Annotated in this window: 22 protein-coding genes; 8 read left to right on the plus strand and 14 right to left on the minus strand. The window is 60.0% G+C overall.

Features of this window, described 5'->3' with window-relative positions:
- Positions 1–43: 43 nt before the first annotated feature.
- A complete protein-coding gene (locus tag AC1DK3_RS19330) occupies positions 44–1141 on the minus strand; it encodes a paraquat-inducible protein A (protein WP_477193870.1) in 1098 nt (365 codons plus the stop codon).
- A gap of 145 nt (positions 1142–1286) precedes the next feature.
- On the opposite strand from AC1DK3_RS19330, the gene AC1DK3_RS19335 reads away from it, so the two are divergent.
- On the plus strand, positions 1287–2393 hold the full coding sequence (locus AC1DK3_RS19335) for a DmpA family aminopeptidase (protein WP_477193871.1): 1107 nt from the start codon (positions 1287–1289) through the stop codon (positions 2391–2393).
- A 65-nt stretch (positions 2394–2458) separates the two neighbouring features.
- Here AC1DK3_RS19335 and grxD read toward each other — a convergent pair whose 3' ends face one another.
- Positions 2459–2803, minus strand: coding sequence for a Grx4 family monothiol glutaredoxin (grxD, locus tag AC1DK3_RS19340; RefSeq protein ID WP_477193872.1), 345 nt, complete (start codon positions 2801–2803; stop codon positions 2459–2461).
- An 82-nt stretch (positions 2804–2885) separates the two neighbouring features.
- Entirely contained in the window at positions 2886–3122 is a 237-nt protein-coding gene (locus AC1DK3_RS19345) for a BolA/IbaG family iron-sulfur metabolism protein (protein WP_477193873.1), read from the minus strand.
- Between the two features lie 196 nt (positions 3123–3318).
- Here AC1DK3_RS19345 and pqqA point away from each other — a divergent pair, with 196 nt between their 5' ends.
- Positions 3319–3408: a pyrroloquinoline quinone precursor peptide PqqA gene (pqqA, locus tag AC1DK3_RS19350; RefSeq protein ID WP_015598411.1), complete on the plus strand. Its 90-nt coding sequence runs from the start codon at positions 3319–3321 to the stop codon at positions 3406–3408.
- A 160-nt stretch (positions 3409–3568) separates the two neighbouring features.
- Here the strand turns inward: pqqA and AC1DK3_RS19355 are convergent, their stop codons facing one another.
- Entirely contained in the window at positions 3569–4549 is a 981-nt protein-coding gene (locus AC1DK3_RS19355) for a DUF2147 domain-containing protein (RefSeq protein ID WP_477193874.1), read from the minus strand.
- A gap of 151 nt (positions 4550–4700) precedes the next feature.
- On the opposite strand from AC1DK3_RS19355, the gene AC1DK3_RS19360 reads away from it, so the two are divergent.
- The 3 genes from AC1DK3_RS19360 (at position 4701) to AC1DK3_RS19370 (ending at position 6000) form a co-directional block, all read left to right on the plus strand.
- Complete coding sequence (locus AC1DK3_RS19360; protein WP_477193875.1) at positions 4701–4994, plus strand: hypothetical protein; 294 nt, start codon at positions 4701–4703, stop codon at positions 4992–4994.
- A gap of 394 nt (positions 4995–5388) precedes the next feature.
- Positions 5389–5709 carry a hypothetical protein gene (locus AC1DK3_RS19365; RefSeq protein WP_477193876.1) on the plus strand — a complete coding sequence of 107 codons (321 nt, stop codon included), beginning with the start codon at positions 5389–5391 and terminating at the stop codon, positions 5707–5709.
- A gap of 21 nt (positions 5710–5730) precedes the next feature.
- Positions 5731–6000 carry a hypothetical protein gene (locus AC1DK3_RS19370; protein WP_477193877.1) on the plus strand — a complete coding sequence of 90 codons (270 nt, stop codon included), beginning with the start codon at positions 5731–5733 and terminating at the stop codon, positions 5998–6000.
- 192 nt (positions 6001–6192) lie between these two features.
- Here the strand turns inward: AC1DK3_RS19370 and AC1DK3_RS19375 are convergent, their stop codons facing one another.
- The 4 genes from AC1DK3_RS19375 to copM (AC1DK3_RS19390) all read right to left on the minus strand — a co-directional run bounded on the left by AC1DK3_RS19375 (position 6193) and on the right by copM (AC1DK3_RS19390) (position 10241).
- Positions 6193–6651, minus strand: a complete 459-nt coding sequence (locus AC1DK3_RS19375; protein WP_477193878.1) for an FKBP-type peptidyl-prolyl cis-trans isomerase — start codon at positions 6649–6651, stop codon at positions 6193–6195.
- Between the two features lie 188 nt (positions 6652–6839).
- Positions 6840–9068, minus strand: coding sequence for a phosphoribosylformylglycinamidine synthase subunit PurL (gene purL / locus AC1DK3_RS19380; protein WP_477193879.1), 2229 nt, complete (start codon positions 9066–9068; stop codon positions 6840–6842).
- A 213-nt stretch (positions 9069–9281) separates the two neighbouring features.
- On the minus strand, positions 9282–9695 hold the full coding sequence (gene copM, locus AC1DK3_RS19385; RefSeq protein ID WP_477193880.1) for a CopM family metallochaperone: 414 nt from the start codon (positions 9693–9695) through the stop codon (positions 9282–9284).
- Between the two features lie 156 nt (positions 9696–9851).
- Complete coding sequence (gene copM, locus AC1DK3_RS19390; RefSeq protein ID WP_477193881.1) at positions 9852–10241, minus strand: CopM family metallochaperone; 390 nt, start codon at positions 10239–10241, stop codon at positions 9852–9854.
- A 313-nt stretch (positions 10242–10554) separates the two neighbouring features.
- Here copM (AC1DK3_RS19390) and AC1DK3_RS19395 point away from each other — a divergent pair, with 313 nt between their 5' ends.
- Positions 10555–10944: a hypothetical protein gene (locus tag AC1DK3_RS19395; RefSeq protein ID WP_477193882.1), complete on the plus strand. Its 390-nt coding sequence runs from the start codon at positions 10555–10557 to the stop codon at positions 10942–10944.
- 446 nt (positions 10945–11390) lie between these two features.
- Here the strand turns inward: AC1DK3_RS19395 and AC1DK3_RS19400 are convergent, their stop codons facing one another.
- The 5 genes from AC1DK3_RS19400 to purC form a co-directional block, all read right to left on the minus strand.
- Positions 11391–11642: a hypothetical protein gene (locus AC1DK3_RS19400; RefSeq protein WP_477193883.1), complete on the minus strand. Its 252-nt coding sequence runs from the start codon at positions 11640–11642 to the stop codon at positions 11391–11393.
- Between the two features lie 573 nt (positions 11643–12215).
- Complete coding sequence (gene purQ, locus AC1DK3_RS19405) at positions 12216–12920, minus strand: phosphoribosylformylglycinamidine synthase subunit PurQ (RefSeq protein WP_477193884.1); 705 nt, start codon at positions 12918–12920, stop codon at positions 12216–12218.
- A 198-nt stretch (positions 12921–13118) separates the two neighbouring features.
- Entirely contained in the window at positions 13119–13466 is a 348-nt protein-coding gene (locus AC1DK3_RS19410; RefSeq protein ID WP_477193885.1) for a hypothetical protein, read from the minus strand.
- A gap of 102 nt (positions 13467–13568) precedes the next feature.
- Positions 13569–13808, minus strand: coding sequence for a phosphoribosylformylglycinamidine synthase subunit PurS (gene purS / locus AC1DK3_RS19415; protein WP_477193886.1), 240 nt, complete (start codon positions 13806–13808; stop codon positions 13569–13571).
- A 59-nt stretch (positions 13809–13867) separates the two neighbouring features.
- Complete coding sequence (gene purC / locus AC1DK3_RS19420; protein WP_477193887.1) at positions 13868–14683, minus strand: phosphoribosylaminoimidazolesuccinocarboxamide synthase; 816 nt, start codon at positions 14681–14683, stop codon at positions 13868–13870.
- A 378-nt stretch (positions 14684–15061) separates the two neighbouring features.
- On the opposite strand from purC, the gene AC1DK3_RS19425 reads away from it, so the two are divergent.
- Positions 15062–15388: a DUF1476 domain-containing protein gene (locus AC1DK3_RS19425; protein ID WP_477193888.1), complete on the plus strand. Its 327-nt coding sequence runs from the start codon at positions 15062–15064 to the stop codon at positions 15386–15388.
- Positions 15389–15526: 138 nt separating this feature from the next.
- On the opposite strand, the gene AC1DK3_RS19430 is transcribed toward AC1DK3_RS19425, so the two are convergent.
- Positions 15527–16111 (minus strand): RBBP9/YdeN family alpha/beta hydrolase, encoded by a 585-nt coding sequence (locus AC1DK3_RS19430; RefSeq protein WP_477193889.1) that lies wholly within the window; start codon positions 16109–16111, stop codon positions 15527–15529.
- 202 nt (positions 16112–16313) lie between these two features.
- Here AC1DK3_RS19430 and AC1DK3_RS19435 point away from each other — a divergent pair, with 202 nt between their 5' ends.
- Complete coding sequence (locus AC1DK3_RS19435; RefSeq protein ID WP_477193890.1) at positions 16314–16802, plus strand: YciE/YciF ferroxidase family protein; 489 nt, start codon at positions 16314–16316, stop codon at positions 16800–16802.
- Positions 16803–16809: the final 7 nt, after the last annotated feature.

Raw genomic sequence — 16809 nt, forward strand, 5'->3', positions numbered from 1 at the left:
CGCAGCTTCGCTGCGCTCGGCCGAGGATGACGAAGAGGTGTGATCAGGCCGCGCGTTGGTGGCGGGGGCGGGCGATCGCGACGCCGGGACTTGGCGCGATGGCGGGACCGCCTCCCGCCCTGCGTTTCCGGCGGCCGGACGGAGGCTCGGCGTTGGCCCAGCCGTACGCAAGGATTGTCATCAAGGCCGAGGCGGCGAAGAAATAGACGCCCGGCAATACGCGAGCTTCCGTGTAGCCCGACGAGTTGACGTAGAAGATCATCAGCGCCAGCACCATGACGTCAGTCATCGAATAGCGGCCGATCCATTCCATCGTTGCAAACGACTTTCGGCGGAAATCATCCGGCATGTCGTGCGCGGTAATCAGCGTCAGCAGATAGAAGAGCTTCAGGAATGGGAAGAACACGGACACCGCGAACACGATGGCGCAGAGGAAATATTCGTTGTTCTCGAAGAGCGCGTACATGATCGTCAGGATCGAGTGCTCGTTCGTCCAGACGTAGACGGTCGTGAAGCGGATTGTCGGCAATATGAGGCCGAGCGCGAAGAATACGGTCGCGAGAATGATCAGGAAACTCAGCGCGAAGTTGCGCCAGCCTGATGTCCGGGTCGCTTGGCCGACGTCGGGTTGAGGCAACACGGGGACGAGTTCAGGTGCAGCAGCCATCCCATCAGTGCGTATCCAAGCATAAGAGAGGATCATCAGCATGACGGCGGCCGTGAAGAAGTAGACGCCGTTGAGGCTCGAGGCATCGTAGACGCCTTGGCTCTTGATGAAGAAGATCGTGAGGGCGAGCACGAGCACGTCATGCATCGACCATTTGCCGAGCCATTCGAGCGCGCGCAGGCGGCCCTGGTGGCGGACGATTTCAGCCGGCGGCAAGGTTGAGACGAGCAGCAGGTAGAGAAGCTTCGTCACCGGCAACAGGATCGAGAAGATCAGGACGATCAGTCCGAGGAACGTCTGGCCGTCGTGCAGCAGGACGCCGACAGTCGAGAGCAGCGAATGCTCCGTCGTCCAGAACGAGAAGGTCGTGAGCTTCAGGATCGGCATCGTGATGCCGAGCGCGAGACAGACGCTGGCGGTCAAGATGGTCAGTGAGAGAATGAAGCGCGTGCCGCCCAACCACTTGCCTCGCACTATCCGGCTCCTGTTGCGGCCACGGAGAGCCGTTCCGCTATTCTCGCGAGGCAGCACTTCCGTTCGGCAAAATTGAGACAGCGGCCGGTCAAGCCGGATGCGCGCTGGGGCGGTACGATGGTGCTCGTGTAACGGAGGTGGGATCATGGCTGAGAAAGGGCGTTCGCCGGGGAACTTCAATCCGGCGACGCATGTGCCCGATGGCCGTCCGCGGGCGCGTGGCCTCGAACTGCCGATGCCGGGTGTTACGGGGCCGCTGAATTCCATCACGGATGTCGGCGGGGTGACCGTCGGTTTCACGACGCTTCGCAACAACGGGGGCGCCGTCCATACGGGCGTCACCGCGATCCTGCCGCGCGCGCCGGCCGATCTCCTGCACCCCGTCTGGGCGGGCGTCTTCTCGATGAACGGAAACGGCGAGATGACGGGCGCCCATTGGGTGCGCGATGCGGGGTGGTTCACCGGGCCGATCACGATCACCAATACGTTTTCGGTCGGTCTTGCCCATCACGCAACGCTGAAATGGATGTCAAAACGCTTTCCCGCGCTCGGAGAAGATCTTTGGGCGCTTCCGGTCGCTGCCGAGACCTATGACGGGTATCTGAGCGACATCGCGGGCTTTCACGTCAACGAAGAGCACGTGCTGGACGCGATCGAGGGGGCGCGTTCCGGGCCGGTCGCCGAAGGTTGCGTCGGCGGCGGCGCGGGAATGATCGCTTACGAATTCAAGGGCGGCACGGGAACGGCCTCGCGGCGCACGGCGACGCGTCTCGGAGAACACACAGTCGGTGTGGTCGTTCAGGCCAATCACGGCATCCGGCCGTGGTTGACGGTCTGCGGCAAGCCGGTGGGCGACGCCTTGCCGGGGCGTCGCTGCCATAACGTGGAGCGGGGTTCGATCATCGTCATCATCGCGACCGACGCACCATTGTTGCCCGGTCAACTCGAACGGCTGGCCCGGCGCGCTTCGATCGGCATAGGCCGCGGGGGAACGCCGTCCGGCAACAGCTCGGGCGATATTTTTCTGGCGTTCTCGACGGCCAACGATCCGGGGCCACTGCCGGAGCCGCCGGCGTTGTCGTTCACGGCCGTCAGCAATGACGATCTGGATGGCCTTTATCTCGCCGTCGTGGAAAGCGTCGAAGAGGCGGTGCTGAACGCGATGCTCGGCGCGGATACGACGACGGGCAAATACGGCCGGATCGTCGAGGCGATCAATGCTGAAAAACTAAAAGCGCTCGTGCTTGGATGAAGCAGCGAGCGCTTTGAGTGTAACGTCGACGACTGAAACGCCGGACCCGGCGTCCCCAGAACGCCTTATGCGTGCTGGTGGGAGTGGGGAATGCCCTTCTCGCAGATGAGGTCGTGCAGCTCACCCGCGGAGAACATTTCGCGCATGATATCGCAGCCGCCGACGAACTCGCCCTTGACGTAGAGCTGCGGAATTGTCGGCCAATTCGAGAACGTCTTGATGCCGTCGCGAATGCCTGCATCGTCGAGAACGTTCACGTCCTTGAACGGCACGCCGAGATGCTCGAGGATCTTCACGGCGGTTGCCGAGAAACCGCACTGCGGGAACTGCTTTGTACCCTTCATGAACAATACGACGTCGTTATCGGCGATCGTTTTTGCGATGGTATCCTTGACCGGATCAGAGGCCATCCTGAGGCTCCTTATTGGTGCCGGGGCAGCCCAAACGGCGCACCCGCTTCGTTTTGAGATGTGGGCGAGACAGGCCGTTTAGTCAATCGGGCGGCAGCGCGGTGGTAAGCTGCAGGGCGTGCAGAACGCCGCCCATATTGCCGCCCAGGGCGTCATAGACCATCTGGTGCTGCTGAACGCGGCTTTTGCCTTTGAAGGCGGCTGAAACGACGTGCGCTGCCCAGTGGTCGTTGTCGCCTGCTAGGTCCTTGAGCGCGATCTGGGCGTCGGGAAAGCGGGCTTTTATCATCCGTTCGATGTCGGCCGCTGGCATTGGCATTTACGTGAACTCCGGTTCGTAGCAGGGGGATGGTTTCGTTCAGCAATCTTTGCCCCGTTCGATCAGTTAGGGCAAGGCATGCGATCAGCCAAACTTATCGTATTGTCACGCGATTGCGATTGGACGTTATCAAGGAGCGTAGCTATCTTTCTAGTTATTGGGGACGTCAAGTTCCCGAAGTCTAATGGAGGACACCATGAAGACCTGGACCAAGCCCGCAGTTCGCGAGCAGGAAGTCGGCCTGGAAGTTACGTCGTACCTTCCGGCTGAGATCGACCTCATCTAAGTCGATACTTCGTATTTGAATTCGAACGCGGCGGCAGGAAATCTGCCGTCGCGTTTTTTTGTGCGTGGATATCTCGGGAATACAGAGACACCCGCTGCAGACAGACGCAGCGGGTGTCTCTCTTTGGCCGAGGAGGGGGGAACGCCTCGGTTCTGCGAGCCTACTGCTCGCAATCGATGGTGACCTTCACCCAGGGAAGATCGAGCTTGCATTTTCCGGATTTGGTTCGCGTCAGGACCTTGTCCAGCTGCAAGTCTCCAATCTTCATTTTGCCAAGCGCGCCGCCGATGTCGTCAGCATTGCCTTCGTTGCCGGCGGTGTCATTCTTTGCCGTATCGGCCGTCGCTTCAGATGACGACGGCGCGGGCGCTTTCGTTTCATCGGATTTGTGCGTATCCGCAGCAGGAGCAGGTGAAGCCGGCTCGGCGCTCGCTTCCTTTACTGCAGTGGACGGACCTTCAGCCGACGCAGCCTTCGGTGCAACAGGAGCCGCGGGCTGAGCTAATGCAGCGGTCGCGACATCGGGTTTCTTGGCTGCGGGCGTATTGGCATTTGCGTCGTTCTGATTACCGGGCTCACCACAGAGCTGCAAATCTTGCGGCGCGCGTTTCCAGATCATCGTCTTCGACAGGAATTTCATCCCCGCGTAACCGAGGACCTTGAGGTCACCGTTTTCGAGCGGGGTCAGCTCGACATTGTACTTGCGGCCGCGTTCCGGCGAATAGATCCATCCGTTGTCCCAACGGCCGCCGCCGACGGGGGCAACATCGCCGATGATTTGCTTGCCGCATCCGTCCGCGTCACTTGCCGATTGAACCCAAACGACATTGCCGCAAAGCAAGTCGCCGCAATGCTTGATCTCGACCGCACCGCGGCCGGTATCATTCAACCAGATGCCGGTTGGGTCGGAAGCTGCCGATGCGCTCCCGGAGACGACCGGCACTAAAAAGGCGACGAACGCCGATGCGATGTATTTCCCTGCGCGCATGACATGATCCCTTTGGTGAATGATCTGCTTCGTTTCATCTCTCGGGCCTTTGTGCCTCAATCCTTGCAGGAACGATGTTCCGGAGGAGACAACCCGTTTCGGATCGGACGCCAATATTTCGGTATCGCTGTGCGGAATTTCCCGAATGGGCATGAAACGATCTTCCAGCCCCTAACGTAACGGATTGTGAGAGACCGAAAAACACCGGCGCCCGTTAAAGCGTCGACCGGTCGCACTATTGGCTCGGCGCTTCAATTTCTCGCATTGGAGCGCGGTTTAACCTTTCAAAACAGGAGATTTCCCGATGATGAAGCCATTTCTGGCTGCGACGATGCTTGTGCTGTCGGCCTCGGTTGGGTTCGCAGCAGACGACCTATCGACGAAGGAAATGAAGGATAATCCCGGCGTTTCGGGCGGTGGTTCGACGTCCACACCGACGGCCAAGCCAAATTCAGGCAGTCTCTCGGAAGGTCAAATGCAGCATCAGCCGGGCGTCAACAGCGATAAGACTGGCAGGACCGACATGCCGAACGCGAAGCCGGCCGACAGTTCTCTTTCGCGCGAGGAGATGGATCAGAACCCAGGCGCGCGGAAATAGCGCGCAATGGCGAAACGCCGGTACTGCCACGGTACACGGCGTTTTTTTTCGTAACCATTGTTGAAGTGAGGAGGGAGGCGAGCGCGGAGCGTCGCTTCCTTTTTCTTTTGTGCGAACGAGCTTCGATATCGGGCTCAAGTCCAAGCGAAGCTTCGCTTGGACTTCGCGACCAATCGTTCTGTCGAGAATCGAAAATTCGCGATGCGGTTTAATGCGATGTGCACATCGCATTGCTCCGCGTTTTCGGGCGTTCGGTGAGGCGCCCGTCCCGGTTCCGGACGATGCTCAAGTCGCGCTTATGAGATGCTTATATTTTCGTTCTCGCGCTCCAGTCGAATCTTTATGCGCGACTCCCTACGTTGATCTTGCATCCGATGCGCTGCAGGAGCGTTGAATGGTAATGCCCTTTGATTTTCGTAAACACGCCGATTTTCCGAACCGCTTCACCACCGAAGCGGAGCAACGCATGAAGGAGAAGGAGCGCCACGACCGGCAGGCGGCGCTCATTTTCGCGCTTCTCATCGGGGCCTTCGCGGCGCTCGGCATCCTGTTGGTCATGAACAGTGGTTCGCGGGTCGGGCCCAAGGAGATGAGCGATTGCTCGTCCGTCCAGCCGGAGAGCGCGCGCCTTGCCTGCTTCGACGAACTTTCCCGCCATTCGAAATCCGAGCCCTTCAAGGGCGCGCCGCCAGCGGAGCTTGGCGGCAAGAAATAACTTTCGAAAAGGACATCCCGCATGCCCGCTAGCCGGCGTCGCGCGCAGCTGCTCGACTATTGCATCCTTCCCAACACAGAGTTTCAGGGCCCGGTCATCGGCAGGCTCGATGGACGCGATTTCTCGGAATTCGTTCGTGACGAATTCGGCCGTCTCTTCGTCTATTCCGGCGTTGCGCCGCGCCGGGGCGATGGGCAGTTCGATCAGGACGCTTTGAAAACCGGCGAATTCATCGTCCCGCCGGGTTTGATCTACCGGTACCGCGGAAAAGCGCGGCGACGAGCGGCGTAGAAGAAATACTTAGGCAATATCGATTGCTCATCGGCCGCGATGCAGGGACCTGAGCGCGGTGATTGCGAAGCTCGCAAGCTACCAAGGTTACGGGCAGCTCGCGTTCGAAATATTTGCGCAGCACGCGGATGAACGGACGAGGCGGGATGAAAGCGAGAGTTGACGATTTTTCGCCTACTCTCGCACAAGGCCTTATTTGATATCGAGCAACTCAACGTCGAAGATCAGCGTCGCGTTGGGCGGAATGACCCCGCCGGCGCCGCGTGCTCCGTATCCCAACGCTGCGGGAATGATGAGCGTGCGCTTGCCGCCGACCTTCATAGAAGCGACGCCCTCGTCCCAGCCCTTGATGACGCGCCCTGTTCCAATCGGGAATTCAAATGGGCTGCCACGATCGAGAGACGAGTCGAACTTGTTGCCCTTTTCGCCGTCCTTATAAAGCCAGCCCGTGTAGTGCATGACGCACGTCTGTCCCGTTTGGGGCGAGGCGCCGGTGCCGACGACGGTGTCTTCGAATTGCAGGCCGGAGGGGGTAGTGGTCATTGTCGATCCTTGTGGTTCAGCGAATGCTTGATTTTCGGATGGGAAAGCTCCGCCTAGGGCTAGAGCTGCGGCTATGGCCATCATCGTCGGGAATCGAGAGCGGCGCATTTGGATTCCTTTGTTTTTTGCGTCCTGGCGTTACGCGGCGCCATGTGGTGGCTTTGCGGCTAGGTTGCTGTATGTCCCTCAACGTCATCCCGGCGTAGGCCGGGATCCAGCCAGGCGTCGATATCCGAAATGATGCCCATCGTCTGGGTGCCGGCCTTCGCCGGCATGACGATGCTTGGATATTGAGTTTACACTTCCAACTCGCCCTGCATCAGCTTCGGCAGGAAGCCTTCGTGTGCGCTGCGGAGTTCCGATAGGGGCAACGGCTTCTCACCCTTGAGGCCGATGGCGTCGCCACTGACGCGGCCGACGATGCGTGCGGGCAATTCAAGGAGGCGCGCGCGTTCCAGGACTTCCTCGGCCTTCTGCGGCGTCACCTCGGCGACGTAGCGGCCCTGGTCTTCACCGAACCAGATTGCGTGGGCCGGAAGCTTGCCTTCATAGGGATAGAGTTCGACGCCGAGGCCGTTGTTGGCGCCTGCGAGCGCCATCTCCGCGACGGCGACGAGAAGACCGCCGTCAGCGCAATCGTGAACGGCGAGCACGCGGCCTTCGCGGATCAGCGTGCGGATCAGTCGGCCGGCCTTGATCTCGTCTTCGAGATCGACGGGCGGCGGGGCGCCATCGAATTTGCCGGTTGCGTGCTTCTGATAGAGCGACTGGCCGAGGTGTCCTTCCTCGCGGCCGATCACGATCAGCATATTGCCTTCGCTCTTCAAGCGAATGTCGGCGATCTTCGTCCAATCCGGCACGAGGCCGACGCCGCCGATCGCGGGGGTCGGGGGAATGCCGACGCCGTTCGTTTCGTTGTAGAGCGAGACGTTGCCGGAGACGACCGGATAGTCGAGTGCGGTGCAGGCTTCGGCCATGCCGCGGACGCTTGCCACGAACTGGCCCATGATCTCTGGCCGCTCGGGATTGGCGAAGTTCATGTTGTCGGTGATCGCGAGCGGATCGGCGCCGACGGCCGTCAGGTTTCGCCAGGTTTCGACGACGGCCTGCTTCGTGCCTTCCTCGGGATCGGCGGTGACGTAGCGGGGCGTCACGTCACAAGCGACGGCGATGCCCTTCTTCGTTCCGTGGACGCGGACGACGCCCGCGTCGCCACCCGGGCGGCCGACGGTGTCGCCCATCACCATGTGGTCGTACTGTTCCCAAATCCAGCGGCGGGATGAGAGATGCGGTCCGCTCATCAAATCCTTCAGCGTGCCGAGGATCGAGTTCGGCGCGGGGACCCATTCGGGCAGTATTTTCGATGGCTTCTTCGGCTCGATGTAAGGACGTTTGTACATCGGCGCAGAGTTCGCGAGCACGGGCACGGGCAGATCGGCTTCGACCTTGCCCTTGTGCTTGATGACCATGCGCTGGGTGTCTGTCGTCCGGCCGATCACGGCGAAGTCGAGACCCCATTTGGTGAAGATAGCTTTCGCCTCCTCCTGGCGCTCGGGCTTCAGGATCATCAGCATGCGCTCTTGGCTTTCCGAGAGCATCATCTCGTAAGCGGTCATGCCGGTTTCGCGCTGGGGGACGAGATCGAGATCGAGCTCGATGCCTACGCCGCCCTTGTCGGCCATTTCCGACGTCGACGAGGTGAGACCGGCAGCGCCCATGTCCTGAATGGCGATGATGCTGTCCGTTGCCATCAGTTCGAGGCAGGCTTCGATCAGCAGCTTTTCGGTGAAGGGGTCGCCGACTTGAACGGTCGGGCGTTTCTCATCGCTCTTCTCGTCGAACTCGGCGGAGGCCATCGTCGCGCCGTGGATGCCGTCGCGGCCGGTTTTCGAGCCGACGTAGACGACGGGCAGACCGACGCCCTTCGCGGCCGAATAGAAAATTTTGTCGGTCTTCGCGAGGCCGACGCACATGGCGTTGACGAGGATGTTGTTGTTGTAGCCTTCGTCGAAATTCGTCTCGCCGCCGATGGTCGGAACGCCGGTGCAGTTGCCGTAGTGCGCGATGCCGGCGACGACGCCGCCGACGAGGTGGCGGGTTTTCGGATGGTCGGGCGCGCCGAAGCGCAGTGCGTTCATGTTGGCGACGGGGCGGGCGCCCATCGTGAAGACGTCGCGCATGATGCCGCCGACGCCGGTCGCGGCGCCCTGGAACGGCTCGATGTAGGATGGGTGGTTGTGGCTCTCCATCTTGAAGACGACGGCATCGCCATCTCCGAGATCGACGACGCCCGCGTTCTCGCCGGGGCCCTGGATCACTTTCGGGCCGCTCGTCGGCAGGGTTTTCAGCCAGACGCGCGAGGATTTATACGAGCAGTGCTCGCTCCACATGACGGAGAAGATCCCAAGCTCGCAGATCAGCGGCTCCCGGCCGAGGATTTCGAGCAATCGCTCGTATTCGTCGGGCTTGAGGCCGTGCTCGGCAACGATCTGAGGGGTGATCTTTCGCGTAGTCGTATCGGTCATAAGGATCTCGTCGGGCGCTCGGATTGCGTCCGCTTATATGGGCTCGGGAACGGTTTGTCGCCTTCGCGGTCGGACAGGTCCAACGGCCAAACGTCGCGATAACGCCGGCGCCCTCATAGCGGGATGTGAGGCGGCCGCCCAGCCCTATCGGCGGTCAGCCGTTTCATTTGGCCTTTCTGGCCAAAAAACTCAGCATAAGAGGGCCTATCGGCGTCAGTTGACCGGGCTCGCGGCCTGGCTGTGCTTGGCGAGCCAGCCCTGTATCTCGGCGATCTGCTTGTCCTGGGACTTGATGATGCTCTGAGCCAGCTTTCTGATCTTGGGATCCGTGCCGTACTCGAGCTCAGCCCTGGCCATGTCCAAGGCGCCTTGGTGGTGGGGAATCAGATTGGTGACGAAGTCGACGTCGGCATTGCCCGTGTAGGTCAGCGCGTGCATCGCCTCGTCCATTTTGTAGATCGCGGTGGCCAGCGCGCTCGCGGCAGGCGGCGCCGTAATGGCAGCTGCCGTATCCATTTTGAAGGTCTTGTCTTTTTTCACCCTTTCCGCGGTCATGGCGCGCGGAACGGGAGCGAGGCCCAGGCAAGTCAGAGCTGTGAAGTTTTTCATAGCTGTGAATTTTTTCATGAGCCTTCCTTTCGAGCAAAAGGGCCGCTGGAAGCTCACAGCGCTATCTTACCCGCGTTGGGGATCTTGAAATCTGGACCCTCGCATTTGATCCGAATTTTGCGCGGATTGATACATCGCGGCCGCTCAGGGCCGGGCGCTGACGATGCGCAGCTCTTACTTTTTATGCTTGGCGAGCCAGGCATTCATGCTGGCGATCTCTTGCTCTTGCGCTGCGATGATGTCCTCGGCCAGCTTACGCATCTCCGGGTCTTTGCCGTACTGCAATTCCACCTTCGCCATATCGATCGCGCCCTGGTGATGGGCGACCATGCCGTTGACGAAATCGACGTCGGCATCGCCCGTGTAGGGGATCGACATGGCTTTGTGCATCTTCTGATTGGCGGCTTCAAAAGCCTTCGACGAGTCGGACCCTTCGGCGGTTTTGGCCGTGCCCATGTTCATGTGATCCATGCCCTTCATTTCCATGTCTCCGGCGACTGCGGGCGTGATGGACGCGAGGCCGAGGCAGATGAGGGCCGCGATATTTTTCGCGATATTTTTCATGGCCGTTCCTTTCGGGAATCGTCGTGCGCGAAGGCGGAGGGGACGCGATCTATCTGGTGGACGTAAGGCACATCGCAAACTCGCAATTTCGAATTTGAAGATTCTTCTGCGCGCATTGGATGTGGCACTTTCCGTCCTACCCGTCCGGGCTGTGACCGTTCCGCGCTGCAAAACTCGCAGTTCGGAATTGCGCAGTATGGGGATTTTTCGCAAGGAGTCAGTACCTTATCTGTGATCTCCAGCGACGACGTCACGTCCAGACAATTGTGCGCGGATTTGAACTCGGACGCTCTTGGACGGTGGAGATACTGTCATGACACGTTCCGCAAAACTCACGGGTATCGTGCTTCTCTCGAGCTTGGCTTTGCTTCCTGGTGCCAACATTTCGTCTGCTGACGAGGCACCCGGGTATCGCGTTGAGCCGCTTAAGGGCATCACCTYGGCGGTCGGGCAGAAGCGTGCGGTTGGCTATTACAAGAATGCCGGCGGTTCCTGCCATCTGACGCTCATGTTGGCGGATCCTTATTCCGAATCCGACAGGTCGGCGTCGGAGCCGGTACGGGTCAATTTGACGGTTCGGGAAGGCACGTCGGCGCAGGTCGACGCTCTGAAAGGATCAGTTGCGTTCGCATGTTCCACCGGCGCGTCAACGATGACCATACAACCCGTTCAGCAGTTCGCGTATAGCGCAGTTGCGAAATAAGTCAGAAGAGTTCCTCGTCGGTTTCAAGTCCACGCTTGCAAACTGTTCGAGTTGGGGCGGGAGCTACAACTCCCGCCCTCTTTTTTGATTTGCTAATGCGTTGTAATTGCGAACGATTTCATGGTTTTCTGGGCATTGTGCGGTGCGCATAAGAGACCTGCCATTTTGCCCCCTGGCGCACGTCGTGCGGATCACATATCTACACCGTAGAAGAGGCGACCCGGGGGCCTATCCCGGGAGCCGGCTTGGGATTGAGCCCAGCCGGTTAGCTCCAGACAGGTGATGTTATGAAGGCCTTCGTGTTCGCTATATTTAGCTCGATGAGTTCTGCGTACGCAGACTCTCACAAATATCAGCGGCGCGGGAACATCCGCTAATAAGCGGATCGTTCGACTGCATGGAAAAGGGGCCTCTAGGCCCCTTTTTTGTTGCTTGCTCGCTGGAAGTTACCAGCGGCCCGAATACGCGGGACCGGAGTGCGCGGAGTGGAAGATCCGTTCGGACCTGAAGCGCGGCGCCGATGCCATCCTGATGAGCTGTTGCTTCGTCATGCGGCGAAGCTTTTCGGAAAGGCTGAGATAGAGCTGCTTCATGCGGATGAGGCGTACGGGGCTCGCTGCGTTCGAACGCTGCTCGCGGTCGATCATTTCACGAACGCGGCTGACGCGTTCGAGAAGGGTCATAAAACGTCGGGACATAAATTTTCCTCCGGATCGAACTGGAGGTATGTCCGGGGCAATTCGACTCAGCACCGGGCACACCCGATGCGGTCCGACATCGCAGCACCGTTATGGCGCTGCCAGAGGGGCCCGGCCCCGCAATCATTAAACAGATGGGAAGGGTGGCGGCGGCGGCCAAGAGGGCAAACGAAAATGCCACGAAATGATCACAATGAACGACGGAAGCCCATAGTTGTGCAGTCGGGGCCAGCTGAGTACCCAGCCCCCCCGTCATCATCGTCATTCTCGATCGAGCGGAAGCGAAGATCGGGAATCCAGCGTGAAGGTAGTCGAAGACGCAATAATGAGCCTTCGGCACGTCTAACGCTGGATCCCCGGCCATCGACGCAGCTCCGCTGCGCTCGGCCGAGGATGACGAAGAAAGAATACGCACCGTCATCCCGGCGAAGGCAGGGATCCATGCAACGGGCAGCGGACTTGTGCGCGCGGTCCACGCTGATTAGGCCGCGCCTATCGTTTTGCTGAAGCTTGACTGGATCCCGGCCTGCGCCGGGATGACGGTGTTGGGTGTTATGGAGTGCGACGACTCAATCAAGCTGCGGCTTCGAGCGTGGAGAGCAGCATGCTTTCGAATACGCGCTTGCCGTCCGTGCCGCCGAGCGCTTTTTCATAGAGACGTTCGGGATGGGGCATCATGCCGAGTACGCGGCCCGTTTCGTTGACGATGCCGGCGATGTTGCGCTGGGCGCCGTTCGGGCAGCTCTCGAGCGTCGTTTCACCTGCCTCGTTGGCATAGCGGAAGGCTACGCGGCCTTCGCCTTCGAGGCGGTCGAGCGTCTCGCTGTCGGCAAAGTAGTTGCCTTCACCGTGCGCGATCGGAACCTTGATCACTTCGCCCTCGCGATAGCACTTGGTGAAGAACGTCTGATCGTTCTCGACCTTCAGGAACACGTCGCGGCAGATGAAGTGCAACGATGCGTTGCGGAGCAGCGCTCCGGGGAGCAGGCCCGACTCGCAGAGGATCTGGAAGCCGTTGCAGATGCCGATAACGGGCGTTCCGGCTCTCGCCTTGGCGACGACGTCCTTCATGATCGGCGAATGCGCGGCCATCGCACCGCAGCGAAGATAGTCGCCGTAGGAGAAGCCGCCGGGCAGCACGATGACATCGGAAGAGGGAACGCTTGCGTCGCCGTGCCAGATCATCTTCGGCGCGAAGCCTGTCACCCGCTCAATCGCGGTCTGAACGTCGCGATCGCAGTTCGATCCCGGGAAAACGATGACGGAAGCGCGGAGCATTCGGCGTTGCACCTTTTGGAGAGCGTTGGCTTGTTACGGACCTAAATATAGGGACTCGAAATCCAAGTCACGGGTGTTCCTGGCAACGAACGTCATCCCAGCGAAAGCCGGGATCTATCCAGGCCAGATATTTGCGCTGAACCTCGACTTGGACGGATCCCCGCCTGGGCGGGGATGACGTCGGAATTGATGCGGCCCTTACGGAGAGCCGAGCGGCGAAAGCTTTTTCTTTTGTTCCTCGACTTCAGCCCGGGACAGGTTGGTCAACCGGCTATCTTCTGCTTTCGCGGCCGCGACGAGCGCGGCGAAATCAGTCTGGTTGCCATAGCCACAGACCTTGCTCTGGGCCGTCCAAACGCCTGTCACCTGCTTGACGAACTTGCGCAAGGTGACGGCGGGGTGCGCGGATTCGCCGGGCCCGGTGAAGGTGATCTCGACGCGCCAGACGTCCGGCTGCGCGACCGTGACGACGTTCGGGTTGCTGCCGCTTACCTGTTCGGCTCCGGGAACCCAGGCAGCCCAGTTGCGGAGCGCCTCGAATCCCATGCTGCAATCGAGATCGGGTGGCGCAAGCGCGGGCTCAGAGAGCGCAGGCCAAGGCCAGAGCGCGACCAAGGCAAGCGCCATCCGCAACCTTGGCGACATCGCTCAACCGATTTCGTAGCTGTAATTCTCGATGACAGCGTTGGCGAGCAGGTCCTTGCACATCTGCTCGACGATGGCTTTCGCCTTCGCCGGGTCGCTCTCGGCAAGATCGACCTCGATGTACTTGCCCTGACGGACGTCACCGACGCCCGTGATGCCTAATCCCTTGACTGCGCCTTCGATGGCTTTGCCCTGGGGATCGAGCACGCCGTTCTTCAATGTGATTTTGATGTGGGCTTTCATGGCGTCCTTTATTCTCTCTCCCCGCGCGAAGCAGGGAGAGAGAACAGAGTGTCAGTTCGTTAGTTCGGCTTGCCGTTTACGGGCGTGACCGGACCGTTGATCGGCGTGTTCGAGGCGACGAGGACCGGACCCGCACCGCGCGGACGCGGTGTTTCGGTCAGCACGCCGAGGCGGCGAGCAACTTCCTGGTAGGCTTCGAGAACGCCGCCGAGATCGCGCCGGAAACGGTCCTTGTCGAGCTTGTCGCCCGACTGGATGTCCCACAGGCGGCAGCAGTCCGGGCTGATCTCGTCAGCGAGGACGAGGCGGATCTGCTCGTTGTCGTAGAGACGGCCGAATTCGACCTTGAAGTCGACGAGGCGGATGCCGATGCCGAGGAAGAGACCGACCAAGAAATCGTTGATCCGCAGCGCGAGCTGCATGATTTCGTCGATCTCTTGCGGCGTTGCCCAACCGAACGCCGTGATGTGCTCTTCCGAGACCATCGGGTCGTTAAGTTCGTCCTTCTTATAGTAGAACTCGATGATCGAGCGCGGGAGCTGCGAGCCTTCTTCGAGACCGAGGCGCGTCGACAACGAGCCAGCAGCAACGTTGCGCACGACGACCTCGAGCGGCACGATCTCAACCTCGCGGATCAACTGCTCACGCATGTTGAGACGCTTGATGAAATGTGTCGGCACGCCGATCTCGCCGAGTTTCGTAAAAATGTACTCGGAGATACGATTGTTCAGAACGCCCTTGCCCTCGATCAACGCATGTTTCTTTGCGTTGAAGGCGGTCGCGTCGTCCTTGAAGTGTTGGATGAGGGTGCCCGGTTCGGGACCCTCATAGAGGACCTTTGCTTTGCCCTCGTAAATTCGCCGACGCTTGTTCATTCCTGGACCTCTGAGGATCAACAGCTTGCTCTCACTCATTGCGATACACGGATCTTTTCACGAGTTCGTACACGGACGCTGACGCCTTGATTTTCCAACGTGTTTTCTTCATGTCGGGAAGGAAGCGGCGCACCTTTCGCGCTCGGATGTCTTGGCCGGACACTAGCCGAAGGAGGGGGGCGACACAATGTAGACCATGAGCCGCAGCACCTCTTATGGTGACCGGGGGCCAAGCCGTTGATTTACCTCAGGGCGGGCGGTAACCCTGGCTTGAGATATGCGTTTGGCGAACGTCTGCAATACGCGCACAGCGTGCAATCGCTGTCGATACAACCAAAAGTCCACACCGGCTGGCAGCCCGGACGAGGAGATGACCTGATGACGACTTTCGACAACCGCGAGCGGGGATACGAAAGCAAGTTCGCCCATGACGAAGATCTGCGCTTCCGCGCCGAATCTCGTCGCAACAAGGCGATTGCGGAGTGGGCTGGTGCAAAGCTCGGTCTCGCAGGAGACGCGCTCGAAGCTTACGTGAAGGAAGTTCGCAAGGCCGATCTCGCCGAAGCGGGTGATGACGATGTCTTCCGGAAAGTGAAAGGCGATCTCGACGCGAAGGGTATCGCTGTTTCGGACACCGAGATCCGCGCCTTCATGGCGGAAGCCTTGGCGAAGGCGGTGAGTGACATCGAATCAGCGAAGAGCTGAAAGTCGTTGGTGGGCGTTGGCTGCTCCGCTTGGCGGAGCCGGCCGCCAACGCCGGAAGCGCCGGGAATTTTTTGCGGGACGGGGCTCATGCGAGCCCCGTTTTCGTTATCCGGTGCCAAGCCAGCGCGACGGCGTTGGTCACCCGAGCTTTTTCAGAAACTGACCGAACTGCAGAAGGCCTTCAGGCCATGGTCCGTGGCCCGACTCGATATTGATGTGTCCGCTTTCGCCCGCGTCGCTCAGCGAAGCGCCCCATTTTCCGGCGAGATGTTCGGCCCGCGCAAAGCTGCAATAGAGGTCGTTGTTCGCGACAATGACGTGTGAAGGAAACGGCAGGCGCCGTTCCGGCATCGTTTCAAAACCTCGCGTGCCTTTCTCTGGCGGCCAGCGCTGACCTCCGGTGTCGGGCCAGAAATGGGCATGGTCGAGATCGGCGGGCGCGACAAGGAACGCGCCGATGACGCGGTTCCGCTTCAACTTGTCGGCCGCAAGGGCCACGGCCGCAACACCGACCGAATGAGCGACGACCACGACGGGCTGCGTTGCGCCGCCCGCGAATTTCGCCATGCGGTCGCCCCAGGTTTCGACGTCGGGATTTTCCCAGTCCTGTTGGATGACCCGGCGCGCCGTCCTGAGATTTCGTTCCCAGCGGCTCTGCCAGTGATCGGGGCCGGAGTCCTGCCAGCCGGGCACAATGAGAATGTCGACTTCCGATGTTTTCATGCGGAAATCTGATTAACGGACGGCGCGCGCGGAGGGAAGAGCGGCAGAGCGACCGGGGAGGGGCGGCTCCAACGAGACATCGCTATCGCACCCCATATCGATCCGCCGTCGGCGGATGCTTCATCATGGGAACCGCGAGCGAGGCGCGGCGTTGGCGAATTACGCAACTTCCGCGGTCTAAAGTCTGAGGAGAACGTCCCCAATGAAAATCGCAAATCTAGAAGACCTGTTCAATCATACGCTTGAAGATATTTATTACGCCGAAAACAAACTCGTTAAGGCGCTGCCGAAAATGGCGAAGGCATCGGATTCGCCGCAGCTCGCAAAGGCCTTCACGAGTCATATGGAAGAGACCAAGGAACACATCACGCGTCTCGACGAAGTGTTCAAATCGCTTGGCCGCAAGCCCAAGGCAACCGAGTGCCCGGCCATCAAAGGTATTCTGGAAGAAGGCGAAGAGCTGATGTCGGAGATCAAGGATCCCGATACGCGCGACGCCGCGATGATCGCTGCCGGACAGGCGGCAGAGCATTACGAAATTACGCGCTACGGCACGCTCGTCTCGTGGGCGAAGCTCTTGGGTCACAAGGAAATCGCGACGATCCTCGAGAAGACGTTGAAAGAAGAATACGGCGCCGACGACAAGCTGACGAAGCTTGCGGAAGGCCGTCTCAACAAGGAAGCCGCGTAGGTTTTGG

This window comes from Hyphomicrobium sp. 01T421, assembly GCF_056398805.1.

Bases quoted from the DNA above. Each gene is read 5' to 3' on its own strand.
- copM (WP_477193881.1), bottom strand. From the start codon at position 10,241: ATGAAAAATATCGCGAAAAATATCGCGGCCCTCATCTGCCTCGGCCTC.
- AC1DK3_RS19410 (WP_477193885.1), bottom strand. From the start codon at position 13,466: ATGGGATTCGAGGCGCTCCGCAACTGGGCTGCCTGGGTTCCCGGAGCC.
- copM (WP_477193880.1), bottom strand. From the start codon at position 9,695: ATGAAAAAATTCACAGCTATGAAAAACTTCACAGCTCTGACTTGCCTG.
- AC1DK3_RS19355 (WP_477193874.1), bottom strand. From the start codon at position 4,549: ATGCCCATTCGGGAAATTCCGCACAGCGATACCGAAATATTGGCGTCC.
- AC1DK3_RS19365 (WP_477193876.1), top strand. From the start codon at position 5,389: ATGGTAATGCCCTTTGATTTTCGTAAACACGCCGATTTTCCGAACCGC.
- purQ (WP_477193884.1), bottom strand. From the start codon at position 12,920: ATGCTCCGCGCTTCCGTCATCGTTTTCCCGGGATCGAACTGCGATCGC.
- AC1DK3_RS19425 (WP_477193888.1), top strand. From the start codon at position 15,062: ATGACGACTTTCGACAACCGCGAGCGGGGATACGAAAGCAAGTTCGCC.
- AC1DK3_RS19370 (WP_477193877.1), top strand. From the start codon at position 5,731: ATGCCCGCTAGCCGGCGTCGCGCGCAGCTGCTCGACTATTGCATCCTT.
- AC1DK3_RS19375 (WP_477193878.1), bottom strand. From the start codon at position 6,651: ATGCGCCGCTCTCGATTCCCGACGATGATGGCCATAGCCGCAGCTCTA.
- AC1DK3_RS19430 (WP_477193889.1), bottom strand. From the start codon at position 16,111: ATGAAAACATCGGAAGTCGACATTCTCATTGTGCCCGGCTGGCAGGAC.
- purL (WP_477193879.1), bottom strand. From the start codon at position 9,068: ATGACCGATACGACTACGCGAAAGATCACCCCTCAGATCGTTGCCGAG.
- grxD (WP_477193872.1), bottom strand. From the start codon at position 2,803: ATGGCCTCTGATCCGGTCAAGGATACCATCGCAAAAACGATCGCCGAT.
- pqqA (WP_015598411.1), top strand. From the start codon at position 3,319: ATGAAGACCTGGACCAAGCCCGCAGTTCGCGAGCAGGAAGTCGGCCTG.
- AC1DK3_RS19335 (WP_477193871.1), top strand. From the start codon at position 1,287: ATGGCTGAGAAAGGGCGTTCGCCGGGGAACTTCAATCCGGCGACGCAT.
- AC1DK3_RS19360 (WP_477193875.1), top strand. From the start codon at position 4,701: ATGATGAAGCCATTTCTGGCTGCGACGATGCTTGTGCTGTCGGCCTCG.
- AC1DK3_RS19400 (WP_477193883.1), bottom strand. From the start codon at position 11,642: ATGTCCCGACGTTTTATGACCCTTCTCGAACGCGTCAGCCGCGTTCGT.
- AC1DK3_RS19435 (WP_477193890.1), top strand. From the start codon at position 16,314: ATGAAAATCGCAAATCTAGAAGACCTGTTCAATCATACGCTTGAAGAT.
- purC (WP_477193887.1), bottom strand. From the start codon at position 14,683: ATGAACAAGCGTCGGCGAATTTACGAGGGCAAAGCAAAGGTCCTCTAT.
- purS (WP_477193886.1), bottom strand. From the start codon at position 13,808: ATGAAAGCCCACATCAAAATCACATTGAAGAACGGCGTGCTCGATCCC.
- AC1DK3_RS19345 (WP_477193873.1), bottom strand. From the start codon at position 3,122: ATGCCAATGCCAGCGGCCGACATCGAACGGATGATAAAAGCCCGCTTT.